The organism is Paenibacillus sp. FW507-14B1B (genome assembly GCF_058781425.1).
In genome coordinates this window covers 220,267-242,111 of record NZ_JBYSWS010000001.1, presented here as the reverse complement: position 1 = coordinate 242,111, position 21,845 = coordinate 220,267, and the positions used below count along the sequence as shown (strand labels likewise).

Sequence of the window (21,845 nt, the reverse complement as noted above, 5' to 3'; positions counted from 1 at the left end):
TTTGTCTGGTTTACTTTCAATTTTTTAAAAATCCTGTCTTTGTTATTCAGCAGCGTGTACCTGTTCAATAGGCTTTCCAGCTTCAACTAATTTTTTGTTGGAGTAGAACAACAGGGTCAGCACAAGAATAATGATCCCTGTTCCGATCAACAGCCACTCGATGTCGATGACATCTGCGAGCGGCCCGAATATCAACATCCCGATTGGCATCATTGACGTTGAGATCATACTAAATACTCCGAAAATGCGTCCTAAATAATTAGCATCTACTTTTTCTTGGATCAGTACGGTTGTTGGAGTATTGAATATAGGCATCGCAATACCGAAGGCAGCCATTACAGCTAAATAGATCCAAAAGACTGGAACAATACCAAGTGCAACGGTACATACGCCCATAATTAGACTGGCGAAAGTCATCGTATACACTTTATTTTTAAAACCACCCCAGGATGCAATAATTCCCCCGCCTGCCATCATGCCAACGGAGAATGCAATTTCGATAGCGGTTAGTCTCCAGACGTCGTCCCCAAAAGTGCGTGTCACTTGAAGGGGTGTCAAGAAAGCCGCAGGCGCCATAAATATGAAGAAGAAGCCGAAGAAGATAAAAAAGGTTTTTAAAAAGGCATGTTGTCCTATATAGACTAGGCCCTGTTTGAAATCATCCAAGTAGCCTGTTGTTTGCGTAGCAGTAGCTTTTTGGTGTAATGGAATTTTGAGAAAAAAGAACAAAGTTAGAATCGCTATCGCCGCTGTGATGACATCAATAAATAATATCATTTCGATGGACGCCATCGATAGTATGGCGGCACTGACAATAGGTGCTACGAACATCATGAGCGCTTGCAGGCTGCCATTAATTCCGTTTACTTTAGTCAATTGTTCTTGCGGTACAATCTGCGGAAGAATGGCACCCACTGCAGGCGTCTGAATGCCTGCTCCAAGTGCACGTACCGCAGCTATGACGAACAGCAGCCACATGGCTTCGTATCCCATCATAAACGTAATTGCTAGAATCAGTGTAACGATTGCAATCATCGCATCCGATAGCATTATAAGGGTTTTACGGTTAAATCGATCCGCCCAAACACCAGCAAAAGGCGACAGTAAGAAGGTCGGGATGAATCCGCATATAATGTACAGCGTCATCATGATCCCTGACTGTGTTGTTAAGGTTATGTGCCACATGATGGCATATTGAACCAAGGCAGAACCAAACAACGAAAGAGTCTGGCTGCTTAAAAAGAGAATGATGTTTCTTTTCCAAAACCTCTGTTCGTTCTCATACTGAGACATTGCATTAATCCTTTCTTATTCAATCATTCATACATACTTATTCAACGATTATAACCAAATATTACTTACTTATATAACCATTGCGATGGTCATTCCCCCGTTCTTTTGTCATTAATAAAATAACTTTACCATACAAATCGGTTCTTCATTTCTTTTTAATTGCTCATGTTCGTTCTTAGCTCTCTCTTTATCCATATGAAGGAAAAGGCCCTCACCCATTACAGGAGAGAGCCATGATTCTATTTAATCTTCAAGTATTAATTTAGCGAAACGGAGAACGTCCGATTTTGCACTCTCCGCCCAGATCGTATAGCGAGTCTGATTATCCTCGTCATACCAGCTCAAACTATCCTTACCTTTCGAGTCAGTTGTGTACGTGCATTCTACACCGTTAATTTGTATGGTTTCTGCGGTTAGATTGGGCAGCACTGGCGTTCCATCAATTAGTTTTGATGGTTCCATGTAAGTAGCAACTAAGTCCACTTCTGTTTTACCTTTTACATATTGAAGAACAACACTTAAAGATTCGGTAACTTTAACCGATTTGGTGTAAATCTGTTTACTTCCTTTTGTCGCCTGTGCCTTTAATTCTTGCTCCAGCGATTTGTACAATGTGGATGATTCACTTGGATCCTTCAAGTAAACGATTCCGCTCTTGAATTGATAACCTTTTGGAGGATTTGATGGCATGGTTAGAGCTGGAGCATTAAGCTTCTGCGCATTCGTGATGTGGGATTTATACTCTTTCGCGACGTAGCCTTTCCCAGCAAATGATATGCGGCCCAGCGGATTAAACTTTTTATCCGGAACATAATAGGCTATCATTTGACCAGGCTTTAGATTGTTTTGCAACTTGTTAATTTCCTCTTGAATCGAGGATGCTTTCTTCTCAGAACTAATCTGAGCTGTTGATGAATTTGCTGCATATGCGTTCGTTGTTCCAACGACCATCATCGCTACAATAAGAGATAACACCATTTTCCTCTTTACTCTAATCATATAATTCGTGCTCCCTTCGCCTCTTCGGCTTCTCATTTTTTAAATTCACATCGTATAACAATGAACTCAAGTAAAAAGGGACGATTTTTCAGGGATTCTTTCAATCTCTTATTAATCCTTCAGCGATTTTTACGAATTCATTGTTCGTTAACGGTTCCTTAGGATCATCTGTGATGGTGAATAACACAGTTTCATCATGATTTAGCCAAGTTAATCTGCGATTTAGATACTGTTGGGCCGGATCGGATGATAAAATCAGTTCAGTTCCTTTTACTGATAGCTTTTCTGCTGAATCTGTAAGAACTTGTGCTGGCGAACCCGGCGTTCGTACAAAAGCAATAATCTTTAACTGGCGATCTCCTTTGTGATACTTGACCACTGTAGAGACTGCTTTCGAAGGAGGGACCATTTTATAGAACAATGCCTGATCGTCGTTAGACTCCGCTGCTCTATCCTTCAATTCCTTCAGGACAAGCTCGTATTCTGGAGTATGGGGAGCAGGCTCACTTGTTACTTGAATAAGACCAGATTCGAAGATGTATCCATCCGGAACAAATCCATCAAGATTATGTATCATAGGTGCTTTCAAACGTTGTATTTCTTTAGTAAGGTCATCATAAGTGGAGCTCACAACCGGTTCATAATAATAATGTAGAAGATTATACTGATCTGCTTCATTCATCTGTTCATCCTTCAGATAGAAAATGGCACTCTCTCCCGGTTTCAAGTTTTTCTTCAATTCCGCTTTATATTCATCTAATCGATTACCGTAACTTTCTGAGCGAGAGCTGCTCTGTTGCGGTCTTGTTTCAAGAATGATCTTACCCTCTTTGTTCTTAATCTGTATCCAGTGGGTGCTCGCATACACTGTCATGCTAGAGAGAATCAGAAGTGCGGATAGTGAGGCAATCAGTACTTTTCTGCGCCGTTTAACTGGATGATTTCTACTATTTCTCTGATGGATTCCCCTTACTTTCTGCATGATGGAGGAAGTCATGTCGAAATCTTCAGGGTTAGAGTTAATTTCCATGCTTCTCAAAATTTTATCTTTATCGGACTCATCTCGTTCCCACATTGCTCTTCACCTTCCTTCTCTCCGATCCATTTGATCGTTTTCTGTTTGATCCGCATATATTTTTTCTTAACAGCATCCGTATTCTTATCCAAAATCATAGCAATTTCAGCGAATGGCTTCTCTTCAAAAACCCTCAACACTAGTAAATTTCGTTCATCAGCTGAGAGCTTTGACATCGCATATTCGAGAGGCGCACTGAACCATTGTCGATCGAGCTTTTGCTCAGGACTCTCTGTAATACCTGAGGTTCTAAGGAGACGATGTACTCGCTGACGTATTACACGCTTACGCAGCAAGTTGAGACAGTGATGATACGCGATTTTATACAGCCAAGCTGAGAATGACACTTTCGGTTCATATGTAAACAGCTTTGTATATGCTTTGATGAATATATCCTGAACGGCGTCCTGTGCATCGTGTTTACAACCGAGCATACGGCAGCAATATACATAAATCTGTTTTTGATACATTTCGACGATGGACTGAAAATCCTCCACTTCACCAGCCTTTACACTTTTTACATACTCATCTATAGAATTCAACGCTAAGTCTCACCTCTACTTCTCTTTGTTTATGAGGTATAACACTTCATCTTTCGGAAAAGGGACACTTCACACAATAAATAGCCATAAAAAAAACTCACACCAAATGGTGAGTCTTTTTTATGACTTTTCACAAGTCTCGAAGATGAGGGCGTAGTTACGAACTTACCTTACCATTCGTAGAAATTCTCCTCGAGCAAATCTTCAAATGATTCCGCCAATAACCTAATCTCCCCTGTATCATGATACCCAATGTACACATGTCCTGACGGATTAATAAAGATCGGATCACCTGATCCATCCATCGATATGACATAACTGATATCTAAGATCTCAGCAAAGGGATGATCCTTGAACTGTTCTCGGAACGATCTTGTCAAATCAATGACCGTCTCCTTACCAAGGCTAGAACCATTGGAGAATCCGTGTACGGGAAGACCTGCGTAAGCGCCTCCAAACATCCGAAGAAACTGTACATAATCCTTATGAAAGCTTACATTTAACAGTTGTTCAGCATGATTGATTTCATCTTGGCTCGCTGGATGCCCAACGAGGGTAAGATTATCCTCTCGAAGAAGCATTAGCTTTAATCTCTCAATTAACGACTCTTTCATAGTAGTACCACCTTTCTCCGGAAGAATAGTAACGCTTCATCTAACTCCTTTCATCTTACACTTTTATCCATTTTATTTCTAGTTATCATATTTCATGTCGAATAAATTCCGGCCCCACCCCCAACAAGACAGACGAGCCATTAAATAGCCCGTCTGTCTTGAAACTGTATGTTATTCTGATTGTTCGCTAAACTCTTTTAAGATGATATCGCAGAATAAACATCCCAAGTATTAAAGCAAGAATCGGAACTATAGTAAGCCAATAATGTCCTGTAACTGCAATCAACACTATTCCTCTTACCGTTTATGACGAATCTCCTCTTGTATCAGCTCGGTAATCTCTTGCAAACTTTTTAAACCAAGATCACCCTCACCTCTTCTTCTTACTGAGACCTGATCCGAATTTTTCTCCTTCTCACCGAGGACAAATATATAAGGTGCTTTTTCAAGCTGTGCTTCACGAATCTTGTATCCAAGTTTTTCATTCCGCACATCTACCTCAGTACGAATCCCGCTCTCCTCTAGCCACTTCTTCACTTGAAACGCATAATCGAGGTAATTCTCGGATACAGGTAATAACTTCACTTGCACGGGTGATAACCAAATCGGAAAAGCTCCAGCAAAATGCTCAGTAAGAATACCAATAAATCGATCTATTGAACCATAAACAGCACGGTGGATCACAACTGGGCGATGCTTCTGATTATCTTCACCGATGTACGAAAGATCAAAGTTTTCAGGCATTTGGAAATCCAGTTGTATCGTTCCACATTGCCAACTCCGTTTAAGTGCATCCAATATATGAAAGTCAATCTTGGGACCGTAGAATGCCCCATCTCCTTCATTCACTCGGTATTCTATACCACGCTTATCTAGCACATTCCGTAACGAATCTTCTGCCTTCTGCCACAGTTCTTCTGAACCCATATAATCTTCTGGCCTTGTAGACAGTTCTATTTTATATTCAAAACCAAATACTTGATAAATATGACCAATCAGCTCAATAACTCGAGCGATCTCATCCTCAATCTGGTCTGGTAATACAAATAGATGAGCGTCATCTTGACAGAAAGTACGTACTCTCATCATCCCGTTTAACGCTCCTGAGAATTCATGACGGTGTACCTGACCAAACTCCGATATTCGAATCGGCAATTCTCGATAGGAATGCAAACTGTTTTTGAAAATCAACATATGTCCCGGGCAGTTCATTGGTTTAAGGGCAAACTTTGTTTCATCTACATTAGTAAAATACATATTGTCTTTATAGTGGTCCCAATGACCCGATTGCTCCCACAATCGATTATTCATCATAAGAGGTGTACGAACTTCATCGTAATCCCGCTGTCGTTGCAACTCGCGCGCATAGTTTTCAAGTTCTGTACGAATTGTCATCCCCTTGGGGAGATAGAAAGGCATACCGGGGGCTTCTTCAGAGAACATAAACAACTCAAGTTCTTTGCCAAGCTTACGATGATCTCGTTTCTTGGCTTCTTCTAATACATGGAGATGTCTCTCAAGATGCGCTTTTTTTAAAAAAGAAGTCCCATAAATTCTTTGTAGCATTTTATTGCTCGAATCTCCACGCCAGTAGGCTCCTGCTACATTCATCAGCTTGAAAGCTTTAATCCGTCCTGTTGAGGGAAGATGGGGGCCTCGGCATAGATCAAAAAATTCACCTTGATCGTAGATGCTAATGACAGCATCCTCCGGTAAATCGCGAATTAACTCCAATTTAAATGGTTCTCCAAGCTCTTCATAGATGGTTTTGGCTTCGGAACGGCTTACGACACGCCGGACGATGGGTAAGTTCTCTTGGATAATTCTTGTCATCTCTTCTTCAATTGTGGAAAGATCATCGATGGATAACGGTTTCTCTATATCCAGATCATAATAGAACCCATCTTCAATGACCGGTCCAATGCCGAGCCTTACATTCTTTTCTCCATAAATACGCTTTATAGCTTGTGCCAACACATGCGCTGTACTATGTCTATATATATCCAGACCATCCGAGCTATCAAGCGTAACTATTTCGATTAGACTATCCTGTTCGATCGGCTGCTGAAGATCAACAAGCTTACCGTTTATCTTTCCGGCGATGGCGTTCTTTTTCAGACTGGCACTAATAGACTCTGCCACTTGTTTTATCGTCGTTCCTTGCGAATACCCCTTCTTTGTTCCATCTGGCAAAATAACATTGATCTCCATGATTAGCCTCCATTTCTGTCTTTATCGTAATATTTGAACGCAAAAAAACGCCTCTCTCCCAAGCAAGGGACGAGTGCGTTCAGCTCGTGGTTCCACCCTGATTTGACCTATAACGCTACATGCACTGCGATTCAGCAAAGCATGAAAACGTAAGGTCCTCATTTGGGATCCGGTAACGGGGATCATTCGGTGACGATTACAGCCGTGAATACAGATCAACGGGTTCAACGCCGCAGCTACAAAGGGGTAATTTCACTACCGGTTACTGAAGAAGCTTGCAGCTTACACTTCTCTCTCTGGACAGTTCGTGAAGGAAATCATGTCTTTGGTCCATGCCTCATTTGTATTTCTTGGAATGAATCTTACATGAATACTTTCAAGAAAGTCAAGTAATAATTTTTTTATGATCAAATGTCGTTAAATGATAAGAACATCTGAAAATGACCATGGTAACGATAAAATAGGCACTATAAAAGGCTGTAATATAAACATAATCAGCGTCTTTTTCATACATTAGGATTAAACTGACTTTTGGGGTGAAATGATGGCCAAACCCAGAAAGAAAAGTAATGCTACTCTTGAAGATTTATCATCCATCGAATTAGCCAAGATTGGGCTTACTTTAGCGGCAATTGGAGATGTTATTGGTTATCTCTCCATTGTTAAAGCCGAAGAAGAGGAGCGACTCCGTGCAGCGGAGAACAATTCAAGAACTTAGGTGTATTTAAACACAAAAGAACCCCCGTCTTTTAGACTGTTCAGCCAATGGACGAGGGTCTACTTACATATACACTTTCTTTTAACCAACATGAATATTGTTATTACTACTGGTTATTGTTCGGTGGATCATATAAACCGGAAGTGTCTTTAAACCACTCAAAAATATGTGATACACAAACCTTCAGCACTGCATATCCAGGAACAGCCAGCAGAATACCTACCACACCAAATAAATTTCCTGAGGTAAGTATTACAAAAATAATGGTGATGGGGTGTATTTTGAGTGTTTTGCCCATGATTTGTGGTGATATGAATTTCCCTTCAATCAACTGTACAATAGTCCAAACCGCTACCATCTTCAATAACATGACCGGAGATGTAACTATGGCCACAATGAGCGCAGGCGTAATTGCAATTGCGGGTCCAAGATACGGAACAATGCTAGTGAACGAAGCAATAATAGCAAGGATTAAGGCATAGTCCAATCCAATAATCATATAACCGATATACAGTAGAATACCAATACAGAAACTGACGATAATCTGACCACGGATGAATGAACTGATCTGATGGTTTATGTCATGAAGTACATGCAATATTCCAGTGCGACTCTTCGTTGGCAAGAAAGAAAGAATCTTGTATGGCAGTTTCTTTCCGTCCTTCAGCATATAAAACAAAATAAAAGGTACCGTCACAATAGACAACACAATTTCTGTGAATGCTCCAAGAAAGCCGCCCACTCTGCTCCATGTCTGGTTAAGCAGTTCTGAAGCCTTCTTAGTAATCGTGCTCCACCAATCTTGCGAGCTAACGCTCACAGCTTCTTGCAATTGGCTAAACAGCTTGCTGCCTGTAAGCTCCTCAAATTGTTGCTTAACATTTTCGCTATATTCTGGGAAACTATCCACCAACCCTGTAATCTGGTTTCGTAGTACAGGTATGACCGCTAAGACAACCACTGTTAAAATACCAGCAATCAAGAGATATAGCATGAGAATAGACCAGCCGCGTTTGATGTTTCTTTTTTCCATAATATCTACAAGAGGATTGAGTAGGTAGTACAGTATACCCGATAAGATAATAGGCAACACGATTGTCTTAATCAGTACTTCAAGTGGATGTAGAACAAACGAAATTTTGCTCAGTACAAGTACATTAAGTCCCACCAAAAGCAGGATGAGCAATAGGAGCACAAACTTGTTGTTAAGAAAAAATCTTTTGAATCGATCCGGCCAGATGCGGGGTTGTTCCATAAATGTCCTCCCTCAGTTATGTATCCTTAATATTAAATAAATTAATATGGATATTCTTCGATATTCAATCAACGGATGAACATGCGCCTACTCCATTATACTGTCCTACAATCAAGAAAAGAAGACACCCTCATCAAGGATGTCTTCTTAGCTAGAATACGACAACTGTCACTAAATCCGTCTTGCAAAATCGACAAATTGAAACTTGTCTAATCGATGCCTTGACTCTGTGAATTGAAAGAGCGTTGTATCCTCCAAATGAACATATCCCCTGACGACTACGACATGTGTATCATTGTTTATATCCATGTATTCACGATCCATATCTGTAGCTCGTTCTACCGATATGATCTTCTCTGCATAACTTATCTTGAAATGCAGCTCCTGTTCGAGATACTCATAAATCGAATCTTCAGCGATATCCTTTGTCATGTTGGCAACGATATCGGCTACGAAGTAATCGATATCTAGAATGATACGTTCACCGTCAATTTCTCTTGCACGAATGACCTTCCATACGTATTGATCTGAACGAATATGAAGTTCATTTGCGATCAGATCACCTGCCAGAACACGTTCCGTTACATAAACAAGGGTTCGACTCTTTTTACCTAATCGTTCAGAAACCTCTTTGTAACTAACGAGTCCCGTGATCGGGAAATTCATCCTCCCCGTGTCCAGAACAAAGGAGCCTTTCCCTTTCACTTTGTTAATATAACCATTCTGGGCAAGCAGATTAAGACCCTTACGCACCGTTTCTCTGGACGTGTTGTAAGTAACGGTTAGTTCATTCTCAGAAGGAAGCTTACTTCCAGGTTTTAAAAGTCCTGCATCGATCTGTTCCGCATAATCCTTGTAAAGTGTTAAGAATATATTGTTTGTCATCTCATAATCACCATCGATATTGTACCATGATTTGATGTAATTTCATTCATTCTTATCGATGCTATTGTGAATCAAGATCAAGTGTCACTTGAAGAACGGTTGTCACACCGTGCGTGGCTTCACCTATATTTTCAATGACTTCTTGAATACCATCCTGACCGTCAGGAACAAGAATCGGCGTAATGATAGGGAGTCCTGCTTGTTTAATACGATCGATATCGAATTCCAAGAGAAGCTGTCCTTTTTTAATGCTCGCACCTGTCTCCACATGGGCTGTAAACCCTTCACCTTTTAAAGACACGGTGTTAATTCCGACATGAATCAAAACTTGGAGCCCGTTTGAATCGGTTAGTATAACTGCATGTTTACTCTTCTTAATCAGGTGCGCCACAGTCCCGTCGAATGGTGCGTATACCTTCCCGTCGGATGGAATAATGGCAACGCCTTGCCCCATTTGTTTCTCTGCAAAAGCAGGGTCAGGTACTTCAGATAGAGGTACTACTTCACCATTCATTGGAGCTGTAATATCTACTGTAAACTTCTGAGAATTGCCTGTTACTGTATCTGTTTCTGTAGACTTCATGGTGTTAACATGATCAGCAGGGCTCTCAGTATCGACTTCGGTCGTGGCTGCATATTCATTCGTTACGGATTGTAGCTTACTTTCTTGCGTCACTCCATTTGATTGTCTGGATATCATATATTTTCCATAAAGCAGAGTCCCTGTGAATGGAACCACCAGAACTACAGCCATTCCAAGGAAGAACACGCCCCATTGGTTCGGGAAGATGGACAAGAATCCTGGTATACCACCCACTCCAATAGAGGATGCAAGTACATTTTTCAGTGCCAGAATTACACCCGCAATACCCGAGCCGATCATACCAAAGATGAACGGATATTTATGACGTACGTTCACACCAAAAATAGCGGGCTCAGTAACACCCAGAAATGCAGAGATGGACGAAGTTACAGCAAGCCCTTTCGCTTTCTGTTCTCTTAGGATGAACATCATCGCTAGTGCTGCTGCACCTTGAGCAATATTAGACAAGGCGAGCATTGGCCATAGGAATGTCCCACCTTCACTACCGATCAACTGAATATCTACAGCAAGGAAGGTATGGTGCATTCCTGTAATCACGAGTAATGCGTACAATCCACCGTATATCAAACCGCCGAGAGCAGCAAAAGAGTCAAATATACTAACAAGTCCAGAGGTAAGAACGTTACCAATTGCAAATGTAATAGGTCCTACAACAATAAATGCAAGGAACCCAGTCACCAATAGAGCCACGGGAGCTACAACTAGCAATTTAATCGAATCGTGCACTCGTTTATTTAGGAACATCTCGATCTTCGCCAAAATGAAAGCGGACACGAGTACAGGTAACACTTGACCTTGATATCCGATCTTCTCTATCTCAAACCCGAACAAATTCCATACCGGTACGGTGCCTTCTAGTTTAGCATCCGCATATTGATACGCGCTCATGAGGTCCGGATTCACTAGAATCAGACCTAGCACAATCCCAAGCAGTGGATTTCCTCCAAATTGACGCACAGCAGACCAGCCGATTAAGACCGGTAAGAAGGTAAAGGCCGTACTAGCAATCAAATTAATGATCGAGGCTACGTCTGCCCACTGAGGATGGACGTCAATAAGTGACTTGCCGTCATAAAAGATCCCTGGACCTGTTAGGATATTATTTATTCCGAGCAGAAGACCTGCCATAACGATCGCCGGGAGAATCGGAATAAAGATATCAGCAAGTGTTTTAATGGCTCGTTGCAGCGGATTTTGTTTTTTACTAGCGAGTGCTTTCACATCATCTTTACTTGCTCTAGAGCCTCCTGTTATGTCAATCATCTCATCATAGACCTGATCGACAAGTCCTGGTCCAATGACGACCTGAAACTGTCCTTGTGATGAGAACTGTCCTTTTACAAGATCATTGGCGTCCAAAGCCTGAGCATCCACCTTACTTTCATCAACAAGTGAAAATCTTAACCTGGTTACGCAATGTGTAGCAGCCTCAATATTATTCTTGCCGCCAACAGCTTCAATGATCCGTTCGACATTTTTGCGATTGATATTCGCCATAGCCATTCTCTCCTGACTCTATAGAATAAATAAGTATAATATTACGAATTCTTGATCAACCACATATAAGATCCGTACGGCTGGATATTCATTCGCTTTGAAAGCACTGGTTCTTCATCAGTATTGCCTATTAGAAGCTTCACACGACTAGCCCTTGAAACTCCTGCGGAGAACATCTCTGGAAGTTCAAAAGTTGCCTCTTCCTTACTAAAATTAGATATCACAACGATAGATTCTTCCTCATTTATTCTTGCATAGGCATAGATTTGCGGGTGACTTTCATCCAGGCGTATATACTTGCCGTCGATAAGGACCGGTAGTTCTTTTCGCAACTCAATTAGCTTTCGATAATGATGATAGATTGAATCGTTGTCCTCTACCTGCGCTTTGGCATTAATATGAGGATATCGTTCATCGATCTTTATCCATGGAGTTCCTGATGTAAATCCGGCTTGATCACTATCATCCCATAACATAGGAAGTCTTGAGTTATCCCTTGATCGGACACTGACAATGTGAGCTGCCTCCTCAGGTGTCTTACCTCTCTTCAGCAGAATATCGTACATATTCCGTGACTCGATATCTCGGAACTCGGATATATCCTTCCACTTGGGATCTGGCATACCGAGCTCTTCTCCTTGATAGACATAAGGTGTACCTTGTAAACCGTGTAGTGTTGTAGCAAGCAGCTTCGCACTTTCAACTCTGTATTCATCATCATCCGTAAAGCGGGTAAGAGCCCTTGGTTGATCATGATTGTTCCAGAACAATGCGTTCCAACCGCCACCCTCTTGCATTCCAATTTGCCAATCAGAAAGTACTGTTTTCAACTCTTCGAAATCGTAAGGCTTAAGCTCCCACTTTTGTCCATTGGGATAGTCCACCTTTAGGTGATGAAAGTTAAATGTCATAGAGAACTCGTGTTCCTCCGGATTCGAATAGCGGATGCAATGTACGAGTGTCGTGGATGACATCTCCCCTACCGTAATGATGTTGTATGGTCTGAACACTTTTTCATTCAGTTCTTTAACATATTCGTGTACTCGTGGCCCGTCGGTGTAGAATTTACGCCCATCCCCTGGTGGTATGCTGCCATCATCATTTGGGAAACACTGGTCTTTGGAGATCAAGTTAATGACATCCATTCTGAAACCGTCTACACCCTTCTTCGCCCAAAATGTCAGCAAATCCACAACTTCTTGCCTAACCTTCTCATTCTCCCAATTGAGATCTGCTTGTGTCTTATCAAAAAGCGTCAAAAAATACTGTCCTGTTCCTTCATCGAACTGCCAAGCTGGTCCACCGAATTTAGATTGCCAATTGTTTGGCGGCCCCCCATCTTCTGCTGGATCTTTCCAGATGTAATAATCACGATATGGATTATCACGCGAAGACCTCGCTTCTTTGAACCAGTGATGCTCAGTCGATGAGTGATTGACTACAATATCGATCATGAGATGCATGTTTCTCTTTTTCAGTTCATGAACAAGCTCGTCAAAATCCTCCATCGTTCCATAAGCTGGATCAATATTGTAATAATCCGCAACATCGTAACCGTTATCATTTTGCGGAGATACGTATACCGGTTGAAGCCATACGATATCAATTCCAAGCCCTTTTATATAATCAAGCTTCTCAGTTAGACCACGGATATCCCCCGTACCGCTACCCGTTGTATCATTAAAGCTCTTAGGGTACACCTGATAAACCGTTGAAGTTCTCCACCAATCTCGGGACTGGTTTCTCTGCATTTGCATGATTATTAGCCCTCCTCTTCATCTTGTATATACAAGTTGTCTATGGCAACATGGTATACCTGTATATACAGGAAGTCAACCACTTAACAATAAATACCCATTTCGGCACATATTAGACTACAATTTCGCATTATTTTTATATAAAAATAAAAAAAGCCGCATCGCTGCGGCTCTCTTGTATATTTATTAAATTCAAACTTCACTTTAAAATACTTTGGTTGTCCAGGATTCACAATTCCAAATGTCTGTTGCGATATCGTTATAAAACTCAGGTTCGTGAGAAATCATGAGAATACTGCCTTTGTAAGCTTTTAGTGCACGTTTGAGTTCATCTTTGGCATCGACATCAAGGTGGTTCGTAGGCTCGTCAAGTACAAGCAGATTTGTTTCACTATTAATCAGTTTACATAAACGAACTTTTGCTTTTTCTCCACCACTTAACACGGCGATTTTACTCTCAATATGCTTCGTTGTTAGTCCGCATTTAGCAAGAGCAGCACGTACTTCAAACTGGCTTAACGAAGGGAAGGTTTCCCATATTTCTTCAATACATGTATTGTAGTTGCCTTCCTTCATTTCTTGCTCGAAATATCCAATCTCCAGGTTGTATCCACGCTCCACGGAACCAGATATTGCTGGAATCTCACCTAGAATACTGCGCAGGAGTGTTGTCTTCCCGATCCCGTTCGCACCAACAAGCGCAATCTTCTGTCCACGCTCCATTCGCAGATCAAGCGGTCTGGAAAGAGGACTATCGTAACCAATCACCAAATCTTTAGTTTCAAAAATGTCCTTACCCGCGGTTTTACCTTCCTTGAAGTTAAACTGTGGTTTCGGCTTTTCCTTAGAAAGCTCAATAACATCCATTTTATCGAGCTTCTTCTGTCTAGACATTGCCATATTCCGAGTGGCTACACTAGCTTTGTTTCGTGCAACAAAATCTTTCAGCTCTGCGATTTCCTGCTGCTGGCGGTTATAAGCGGATTCGAGTTGTTGCTTTCTCATTTCATAAACCTGCTGGAACTGATCATAGTCACCGACATAACGAGTCAACTTCTGATTCTCCATATGATAGATCAGATTGATAACGCTGTTCAGGAACGGTATATCGTGAGAGATCAGAATAAATGCATTCTCATATTCTTGCAGGTAACGCTTAAGCCATTCGATGTGCTGTTCATCCAGATAGTTGGTAGGCTCATCGAGTAGTAGAATGTCTGGCTTCTCTAACAGAAGCTTGGCAAGTAGAATCTTCGTACGTTGTCCGCCACTTAAGTCATTCACATCACGATCAAGACCAATGTCTGTAATACCAAGTCCGCGTGCTGTCTCCTGAATCTTCGCATCAATCATGTAAAAGTCCTGGTTCGTCAGCGTATCTTGAATTGTACCGACTTCCTCCAGCAACTTCTCCAGCTCTTCCGGGGACACTTCACCCATCCGGTTATACATTTCGTTCATTTCCGTCTCAAGATCGAACAAATATTGGAACGCACCCCGAAGTACGTCTTGAATGGTCATCCCTTTCGTCAACACAGCATGCTGATCCAGATAACCTACACGAACACGCTTAGACCATTCTACCTTACCTTCATCAGGTTGAAGCTTATTCGTAACGATGTTCATAAAGGTAGATTTACCTTCTCCATTCGCCCCGATTAATCCGATATGCTCCCCTTTTAGAAGTCGGAATGAAACATCCTTAAAGATCGCTCGATCACCAAAACCATGACTTAATCCTTCAACATTTAATATGCTCATATATAGACACCTTTTTCTAATTTTATCGATCTATTATAAGCATGAAGGGGTAGAAATTTCAATAGAAGTAACAAGTAATAATGCATCAGCATGAAGTAGAAATCACTTCAATTGTCGAATTTTAAGTACCCATACAATCATCTGAACAAACTATTTCTTTTTCATTGTGTTTATATAAAGAGATCTTATACTGAGATCTTGACACCGTAATACTGAGTTAGGGGAGTTGGACACATGTTTTTTTTGTTCATTGGAATCGCGATTATAACATTCGGGGTACATCTATGCAGAGAGCCGGATTCTGACTGGGTCAGATGGTTGTCTCGAATTCCTGAGGACGTGGAACGGAATCGCAGCGAATTATTTAAAGAACAAATAGGGGGCCTCTTCAGTATCTTTCTTGGTGTGACACTCTCACTTCGAGGATTAATCACCTTTTTAGAGTCCTATTATATGTCTTCGTTTATTATTGTATCACTGCTAGGCCTTAGTATAATGATTCTCGGTATATTCTTAATTATACGCCCTAAGGTTTTGTGGAATAGTAATATATATAAAGATCAGCCTATAAGTGACTTAGAACTATGGTGTCTAAAGTTTGGCGGAAAAATAGCAATCGTACTAGGTATATTCATTATGATCCTTAGTTCACAGTATCTCTTTATATAAAATCTTATATTATTTTATCATTCTTAAAGCTTCCCTGACGGTAGATGTCAGGGAAGCTTTATTATAATAAATCTTATCAATTAGGAATGGAGCGTTGTAGAATGCAACCCAAAAAAGCTTATCTTTATGTTTTTAATACAATGTCAGATTGGGAATATGGATATTTAATCGCTGAACTAAATTCGGGAAGATATTTCAAAAAAGACATAGCGCCTTTTAAAATCGTTACCGTTGGCGCTACTAGAGAAATGATTACGACGATGGGCGGATTACGCATACAACCTGACATTTCAGTAGATACGTGTACTCTCGAGAATAGAGATCTACTGATATTACCAGGAGGCATCAACTGGGGAGAAGAATATCATCAACATATTCTAGACAAAGTTGGTGTAGCGTTAGAACAAGGTACTTTAATCGCAGCAATATGTGGAGCGACGGAAGGACTAGCAAAATGGGGATACCTCGATTCTAGAAAGCACACTAGTAATGACTTAGAATATTTAAAAATGGTCTGCCCTAACTATAAAGGTGAGCTCTATTATGAGATGGAACCTGCTGTGACAGGTGAGAATATGGTTACTGCATCTGGAGTAGCTCCGTTGGAATTTGCCAAAGAAGTGCTGAAACAATTAGATGTGATGGCACCCGCTACTCTAGACGCATGGTATAACCTCAATAAAACACAGCAACCAGAATACTTCTTTCAGTTAATGAATTCGATAAATTAATAAGGTAATAGCAAAATACAAGACTAAAGAAGTACGTTCAGTAGGTGGACGTTCTTCTTTGTGTTGAAAATCCAAAATCCATTCCTTACAAATGTGATCCCCCGCTTGCATCAATTAATTGTCCCGTTACCCAGCGACTATCCGTAGAGGCGAGAAAAGCTGCGATATCTGCCACATCCTCAGGCTCTCCCCATCTATTAAAGGTGGATAAGCCAGCAGCATATTTCTGACCATCAGGGTTATTCAATGTACCTTCATTCATTTCCGTATTAATAATTCCCGGGAGAATTGCATTTACGGTGATATTACGACCTCCAAGTTGCTTAGCCAATAAGAGGGTTAAGGTGTTTATTGCACCTTTCGAGATACTGTATGTAAAAACGCTTGGCGAGGCAGCTCGAGTCACAAATGAGGAGATATTAATGATTCGACCACTTTCTTTAAGTCGTGGAAGAGCTTGTTGAATCACAAAGAAAGGAGCTTTCACATTTAAATTCATGACCTCGTCAAAGGATTCCTCGGAAGCCTCTTCAAAAGATAGAATCTGTCCTACCCCGGCGTTATTGACTAAAATATCAAATCGATGATCTCCTATTTGTTGTTGAAGTGCTGCATCCATAGATACAAATAACTGATCAATCCCGTCAAGATCTCGGAAGTTCGCACCGATCGTGAAAGCTGATCCTCCCTGTTGAATAATCTCTTTAGCTACATTTTCTGCCTCCTCCTGCCTTCTTCCATAATGAATAGCGACTAAGGCCCCTTCCTTCGCTAGACGTAAGGCAATAGCCTTACCAATCCCCCGGCTTGCTCCGGTTACCAATGCAATTTTACCTTTCAGGTTGTTCATGAACTCATCTCCTTGTTCATCATTTCATGTTAGTTATAACACAAGGAATTATTCACTATGTTGCGCTCTCATTCGAGCTAAAACTCAAAAAGCTTTAAGCAAAAAAAGAACCGTGAGTACACGGTTCTCTTCGCTAATACATTTTCTTTTGACAAATAAGTATCAGTCTTCGTTCATTGCTGTACGAACATCATAATCTGCTACATCAATATCAAGTTCCATACCTAGTGCCATCTTTGCAAGCTGACTTCCAATAAAGGGGCCCATAGTTAGCCCGGAAGCCCCAAGTCCGTTTGCCGTAATAAGACCATCCCAGCCCGGAACAGTGCCTATAATAGGCAGGAAACCTGGAGTGAATGGACGGAACCCGACTCTTACTTCCTGAAAAGTACTATTCATTAAACCAGGTGCCAACGCTAACCCTTTGTCCAAAATTTCTTGCATTCCGCCTGCCGTCACCCGTGTATCATTACCTTCAATATCATTCTCATGAGTTGCCCCAATAACAATCTTCTGGTCGTCAAAAGAAAGCAGGTATTGATCCGAAGGCGGTATTATGACGGGCCAACTACCTGTGTCTTGATGATCATGAACCTGTAAATGCATGATTTGAGCTTTTTGGTAACTCACTTTAAAGTCAATACCCAATGGCTCTAATAGTTGATTGGCCCACGCTCCCGCACATATAATGATTTGATCTGCGTCATAGGAATCAGAACCCACGGTTACTCCAGTTACACGGCTCGACTCAAATTGAAGCTTTGCGTCTCCATTAATAAGGACAGCACCATTTCGCTGCGCGGATCGAATCAAAGCATCACGAAGTGCACGACCATCAATACGAGCAGCACCACTAATTTGGATCGAACGATATTCTTCCCTTAACAAAGGGAACCGATCATTCGTATCCTGCTCATCAAGTGGAGTAATATCCCCGATTTCAGGCGCATCCTCTCTTCGTAGTTGTGCCCTTTCTTCCATCTTGTTAAGCTTCTCTACCTCATGATGAATACTGAGCGCTCCGACTTGAGCGTATCCAGTATCGGTTTCCCCTTCACGTTCAAGTTCACGAATTAATTCAGGATAAAAGCGAGCACCCGCCTTTGCCAAACGATACCATGCCTGATTACGCCTCTGTGATAACCAGGGGCAGATGATCCCAGCAGCGGCATCCGTCGCCTGCCCTTTATCCTTGCGGTCTATAATAAGAACATCCGCACCCAATTTTGCTAATTGATAGGCTGTTGATGCCCCAAGGATTCCTGCTCCCACTACGATGACTTTCTTCATCCTTACATCCCTTTCCTAAATCACTGGTTCTATTATAGCGAATACAGGGGAAGAGTGTAATATTCGTAGTTATTGGCTTAACGAAAAATCTAAAGAAAATGAATCCGGTCTACTTACAACCCTATGCACGATTGAAAATAAACGTGTTGCAATATCACCTTTAATATTAAGTCTATATCCACCTCGAACTCTATCTACAAAACCAAGTTCAATGCATTCTATTATGACTTCATCAAAATTTATGTCCTTGGGTAACCGCGAGCGAAGAATCGAATCCTCTATTGGCGTAAAGTCCGGCTCAAAATTTTTATTATCAAGCAGTAACTCATATATAACAGTTAAAACATTAGAAGGTAAAACATTCATTGGGAATTCTACTTTTTCATGTAACGCTTCAGTAGCTTCGTTTAAGAAAAGTGAAGTAGCAATACAAACTAATCTATCTTTTGCCCACAAACCTAATCCATTTGGACCTAACTGAATTTGAGTTAGTGCAGGATTTGATGGAATTGTCGTTTCATTATGAGACAATGCTTCGATCACCTCACCAACAAAACTAACTTTCTGTTCAGGGGTCATCTGTCGTAGTTCGACTCTAATCTGAGGTAGTAGACTCTGTAAATCGCTTGTTCTGCCAAGCAAGTAGTCTATAGTACAATCAAAAACGTTTGCTAACTCCGTTAAAAGAGAAATATCAGGCAGAGAGTCTCCTTTTTCCCATTTTGAAACGGCTTGGGCAGATACATTTAGAACTAGACCTAACTGTTCTTGTGTCATCCTTTTGCTTCGTCGAAGCTGACTGATTCTTTCCCCAAAATTATTAATACCCTCTAGCATAGCCATTTACACCCCCATGGATTTATACAATGATTATAATCGTATCTAAATTTCATCGGTATTGAGGTGTACTTTACAACTAAACGACTGGTTGAATTTTTCCATCAATGGTTGAATGACAATGTATCACTTCCATACACACAATGATAATTATCAAAAATCTTTACAGTGACGTAGATAATGATTCAGCAATGTTTACTAACCATGTGCGATTACTTCGTTCAGCCAGTAATTCATATTGAAGGGGGTTGCCGGGAATTGTCTCTTCTGCCCATATCAGCTGTTGTTTTTCACCATCTGCTATATAAACAGCATCATATCCACGTATCTTTAAATGCTCAATTGTATGTTGCTCGATGTTTGGCACATGAATTCGGCTTTTAGTAGTTCCAAATATACGGAACTCAAAAGATTTCTCTTCTAGTTTGTAGTGTAGTTTCATTCCGACTAATACATTGTTAGGGCGTAAATCTTTAACGATGATGTTCTTACCTGTTTTCTGGCTCTCTATAATCATCTGATCGATTTCTTGATCTGTTAAATTATCGAATCCATAATAAACATGAATATTTAGTAGTTCGCTGTCCACTGGGAAATATAATTGCCAAGGAGTCGCTAGCTTTATCAGATCGTTAAGGTTTTGAGACCATGTTATGGCTTCATAATTGGTTTGCTGGCTCACACTTCTCTCACCTTGATCTGCCACATAGATTGCCTTACCCATGCCAGGCTTCAAATCTCGGAGGATTGTATCCAGAAGGTTTTCTTCTTGAAACGAGTCAATTCTTAGAGTTGCTATAACTTCACCTATCTCATTTTTCATATTTATTTGTTCGAATACTCTTCTTTTTAAATCATCCGGAGGATGAATAGAATTAGCCTTTGATTTCATCTTCATGATCCAAGCATCTTTATTGTTATCTTGCTCAAGCATGTTCTTCCCTCCCAATCATTTGTCTCATACGCTTTAGTGCTTGATTTAATCTAGATTTAACCGTTCCTAAAGGGATTTCTAGAATATCAGCTATCTCTTGTTGTGAAAGATCATTAACATATCGAAGAACTAGTACATGCTTCAATTTATCAGACAGAGCATTCAACCTACTGATTATCTCGTCGTTATGATCTTTATCTAACACGCTTTCTTCAATTGTGATCGGTATATGGACTTGCAGTGCATAGTCTTTTTGTACTTTTCTATGTTCTCTCCAGCGTTTACGCTTATGAGACTGAAACTGCCTCATCATAATTCCATAAATCCAACTTCGTAATGAACGATTCATTTGGAAATTACTTAAGGTCCTGTACACTTCTAAATACACATTTTGAGCGATATCCTCCGCATCTCTTTCAGAACTAGTAAGGAAGTATAATGTTCGATATGTACTAATTATCGTTTCATTATAAATTATTTCAAATGCCTCTTTTTTGCCTGCTAGTACAAGCCCCACTAGTTCCGACATTTGATCATCAGTCACGAAACTCACTCCTTTAATCATCCATTACTTTATATTGGTCTTTTTAACGTAAACCGTTCGATTTTGAATGATTAACCCATTTCGGTATTTGAAGTCTAAAATACTTCCCTACTTTTTCTAGCTCGTTCATGACTAAACTTATTTTCTTCTCATCTAGAAACCAGTTATCTTTTGTAGTTCCTGATTTATCAATTACTGGACTGACATAAAAGACAGTTTCTACAGGAAATAGAAATTGGTAAGTTAAGAGCGCTCTTCTAGCATGATAATTCTTACAAACCAAGACAATTTTCTTTGGGTCAATACTTTGTTGTTGTAATACTTCTAAAGAGTATCTGGCGTTTTCAAAGGTGTTCTTTGCGTTATCTTCTTTTAAAATAGCTTCTGGAGGAACTTCTAACGATACCCCTAATTTTTTAAGGTACTCCCATTCTGTTGTTTCTACATATGGCGTGGAACCACCTGACGGAAGTATAAAGGAAGCTAGCCCTTGATGATATAACTCAGCAGCTCTCTCCATTAATTGCGGCTGGCTCGCACCTGGAATTAATATGGCATCTGCTTGACCAAGCTCTGTTTCAAAAAACATAAAATCACTAATACAATCAAATGGATATGACATAGCAAAACCTCCAATCGTATAAAGTCATCAATTCAACAAACATTTGAATTCACCTTCACAATAAGGACATTCTACCTAGCCTGTATAGGCACCAAATACTTCATTCATCTTTGTCGAATTAATGTACCAAATTCATTCCAAATATCTTACTTATGTT

Annotated in this window: 20 protein-coding genes; 3 read left to right on the top strand and 17 right to left on the bottom strand. The window is 40.6% G+C overall.

The annotated features are described in order from the left end of the window. Positions 1-42 precede the first annotated feature (42 nt). From AC3WJJ_RS01025 to thrS, 6 genes are all read right to left on the bottom strand, one after another. Positions 43-1,293 (bottom strand): MFS transporter, encoded by a 1,251-nt coding sequence (locus AC3WJJ_RS01025; protein WP_492537213.1) that lies wholly within the window; start codon positions 1,291-1,293, stop codon positions 43-45. A 243-nt stretch (positions 1,294-1,536) separates the two neighbouring features. Continuing rightward, positions 1,537-2,292, bottom strand: a complete 756-nt coding sequence (locus tag AC3WJJ_RS01020) for a hypothetical protein (RefSeq protein ID WP_492537211.1) — start codon at positions 2,290-2,292, stop codon at positions 1,537-1,539. 100 nt (positions 2,293-2,392) lie between these two features. Beyond that, a complete protein-coding gene (locus AC3WJJ_RS01015; protein WP_492537209.1) occupies positions 2,393-3,367 on the bottom strand; it encodes a hypothetical protein in 975 nt (324 codons plus the stop codon). After that, positions 3,328-3,909: an RNA polymerase sigma factor gene (locus AC3WJJ_RS01010; RefSeq protein WP_492537207.1), complete on the bottom strand. Its 582-nt coding sequence runs from the start codon at positions 3,907-3,909 to the stop codon at positions 3,328-3,330. Before AC3WJJ_RS01010 ends, AC3WJJ_RS01015 begins: the two co-directional genes overlap by 40 nt. Positions 3,910-4,079: 170 nt before the next feature. Next, on the bottom strand, positions 4,080-4,523 hold the full coding sequence (locus tag AC3WJJ_RS01005) for an SMI1/KNR4 family protein (protein WP_492537205.1): 444 nt from the start codon (positions 4,521-4,523) through the stop codon (positions 4,080-4,082). Positions 4,524-4,820: 297 nt separating this feature from the next. Then, positions 4,821-6,734 (bottom strand): threonine--tRNA ligase, encoded by a 1,914-nt coding sequence (gene thrS, locus AC3WJJ_RS01000; protein ID WP_492537203.1) that lies wholly within the window; start codon positions 6,732-6,734, stop codon positions 4,821-4,823. A gap of 544 nt (positions 6,735-7,278) precedes the next feature. Here thrS and AC3WJJ_RS00995 point away from each other — a divergent pair. Beyond that, positions 7,279-7,452 (top strand): hypothetical protein, encoded by a 174-nt coding sequence (locus AC3WJJ_RS00995; protein WP_492537201.1) that lies wholly within the window; start codon positions 7,279-7,281, stop codon positions 7,450-7,452. Between the two features lie 106 nt (positions 7,453-7,558). Here the strand turns inward: AC3WJJ_RS00995 and AC3WJJ_RS00990 are convergent, their stop codons facing one another. The 5 genes from AC3WJJ_RS00990 to AC3WJJ_RS00970 form a co-directional block, all read right to left on the bottom strand. Beyond that, positions 7,559-8,707, bottom strand: coding sequence for an AI-2E family transporter (locus AC3WJJ_RS00990; protein WP_492537199.1), 1,149 nt, complete (start codon positions 8,705-8,707; stop codon positions 7,559-7,561). 171 nt (positions 8,708-8,878) lie between these two features. Further along, positions 8,879-9,592 carry a trehalose operon repressor gene (gene treR / locus AC3WJJ_RS00985; RefSeq protein ID WP_492537197.1) on the bottom strand — a complete coding sequence of 238 codons (714 nt, stop codon included), beginning with the start codon at positions 9,590-9,592 and terminating at the stop codon, positions 8,879-8,881. A 61-nt stretch (positions 9,593-9,653) separates the two neighbouring features. Beyond that, positions 9,654-11,693 (bottom strand): PTS system trehalose-specific EIIBC component, encoded by a 2,040-nt coding sequence (gene treP, locus AC3WJJ_RS00980; protein ID WP_492537195.1) that lies wholly within the window; start codon positions 11,691-11,693, stop codon positions 9,654-9,656. Positions 11,694-11,734: 41 nt separating this feature from the next. Beyond that, the gene (treC, locus tag AC3WJJ_RS00975; protein ID WP_492537193.1) at positions 11,735-13,450 is read right to left on the bottom strand and encodes an alpha,alpha-phosphotrehalase; all 1,716 of its coding nucleotides are present in this window, start codon (positions 13,448-13,450) and stop codon (positions 11,735-11,737) included. Positions 13,451-13,654: 204 nt separating this feature from the next. Next, entirely contained in the window at positions 13,655-15,211 is a 1,557-nt protein-coding gene (locus AC3WJJ_RS00970) for an ABC-F family ATP-binding cassette domain-containing protein (RefSeq protein WP_492537191.1), read from the bottom strand. Between the two features lie 234 nt (positions 15,212-15,445). Between AC3WJJ_RS00970 and AC3WJJ_RS00965 the strand changes: the two genes are divergently transcribed. Together AC3WJJ_RS00965 and AC3WJJ_RS00960 are read left to right on the top strand one after the other, a co-directional pair. Then, the gene (locus tag AC3WJJ_RS00965) at positions 15,446-15,880 is read left to right on the top strand and encodes a DUF6199 family natural product biosynthesis protein (RefSeq protein ID WP_492537189.1); all 435 of its coding nucleotides are present in this window, start codon (positions 15,446-15,448) and stop codon (positions 15,878-15,880) included. 101 nt (positions 15,881-15,981) lie between these two features. Then, positions 15,982-16,611 (top strand): type 1 glutamine amidotransferase family protein, encoded by a 630-nt coding sequence (locus AC3WJJ_RS00960; RefSeq protein ID WP_492537187.1) that lies wholly within the window; start codon positions 15,982-15,984, stop codon positions 16,609-16,611. Positions 16,612-16,696: 85 nt separating this feature from the next. Here AC3WJJ_RS00960 and AC3WJJ_RS00955 read toward each other — a convergent pair whose 3' ends face one another. The 6 genes from AC3WJJ_RS00955 to AC3WJJ_RS00930 all read right to left on the bottom strand — a co-directional run bounded on the left by AC3WJJ_RS00955 (position 16,697) and on the right by AC3WJJ_RS00930 (position 21,688). Continuing rightward, complete coding sequence (locus tag AC3WJJ_RS00955) at positions 16,697-17,461, bottom strand: SDR family oxidoreductase (RefSeq protein ID WP_492537185.1); 765 nt, start codon at positions 17,459-17,461, stop codon at positions 16,697-16,699. 162 nt (positions 17,462-17,623) lie between these two features. Continuing rightward, positions 17,624-18,751 (bottom strand): NAD(P)/FAD-dependent oxidoreductase, encoded by a 1,128-nt coding sequence (locus AC3WJJ_RS00950; RefSeq protein ID WP_492537184.1) that lies wholly within the window; start codon positions 18,749-18,751, stop codon positions 17,624-17,626. A 69-nt stretch (positions 18,752-18,820) separates the two neighbouring features. After that, positions 18,821-19,594 (bottom strand): helix-turn-helix domain-containing protein, encoded by a 774-nt coding sequence (locus tag AC3WJJ_RS00945; RefSeq protein WP_492537182.1) that lies wholly within the window; start codon positions 19,592-19,594, stop codon positions 18,821-18,823. 157 nt (positions 19,595-19,751) lie between these two features. Continuing rightward, positions 19,752-20,522, bottom strand: a complete 771-nt coding sequence (locus AC3WJJ_RS00940; protein WP_492537180.1) for a hypothetical protein — start codon at positions 20,520-20,522, stop codon at positions 19,752-19,754. After that, positions 20,515-21,066 (bottom strand): sigma-70 family RNA polymerase sigma factor, encoded by a 552-nt coding sequence (locus AC3WJJ_RS00935; RefSeq protein WP_492537178.1) that lies wholly within the window; start codon positions 21,064-21,066, stop codon positions 20,515-20,517. The genes AC3WJJ_RS00940 and AC3WJJ_RS00935 overlap by 8 nt, the downstream gene beginning before the upstream one ends. Before the next feature lie 43 nt (positions 21,067-21,109). Then, positions 21,110-21,688, bottom strand: a complete 579-nt coding sequence (locus AC3WJJ_RS00930; RefSeq protein WP_492537176.1) for a YdcF family protein — start codon at positions 21,686-21,688, stop codon at positions 21,110-21,112. Positions 21,689-21,845 lie beyond the last annotated feature (157 nt).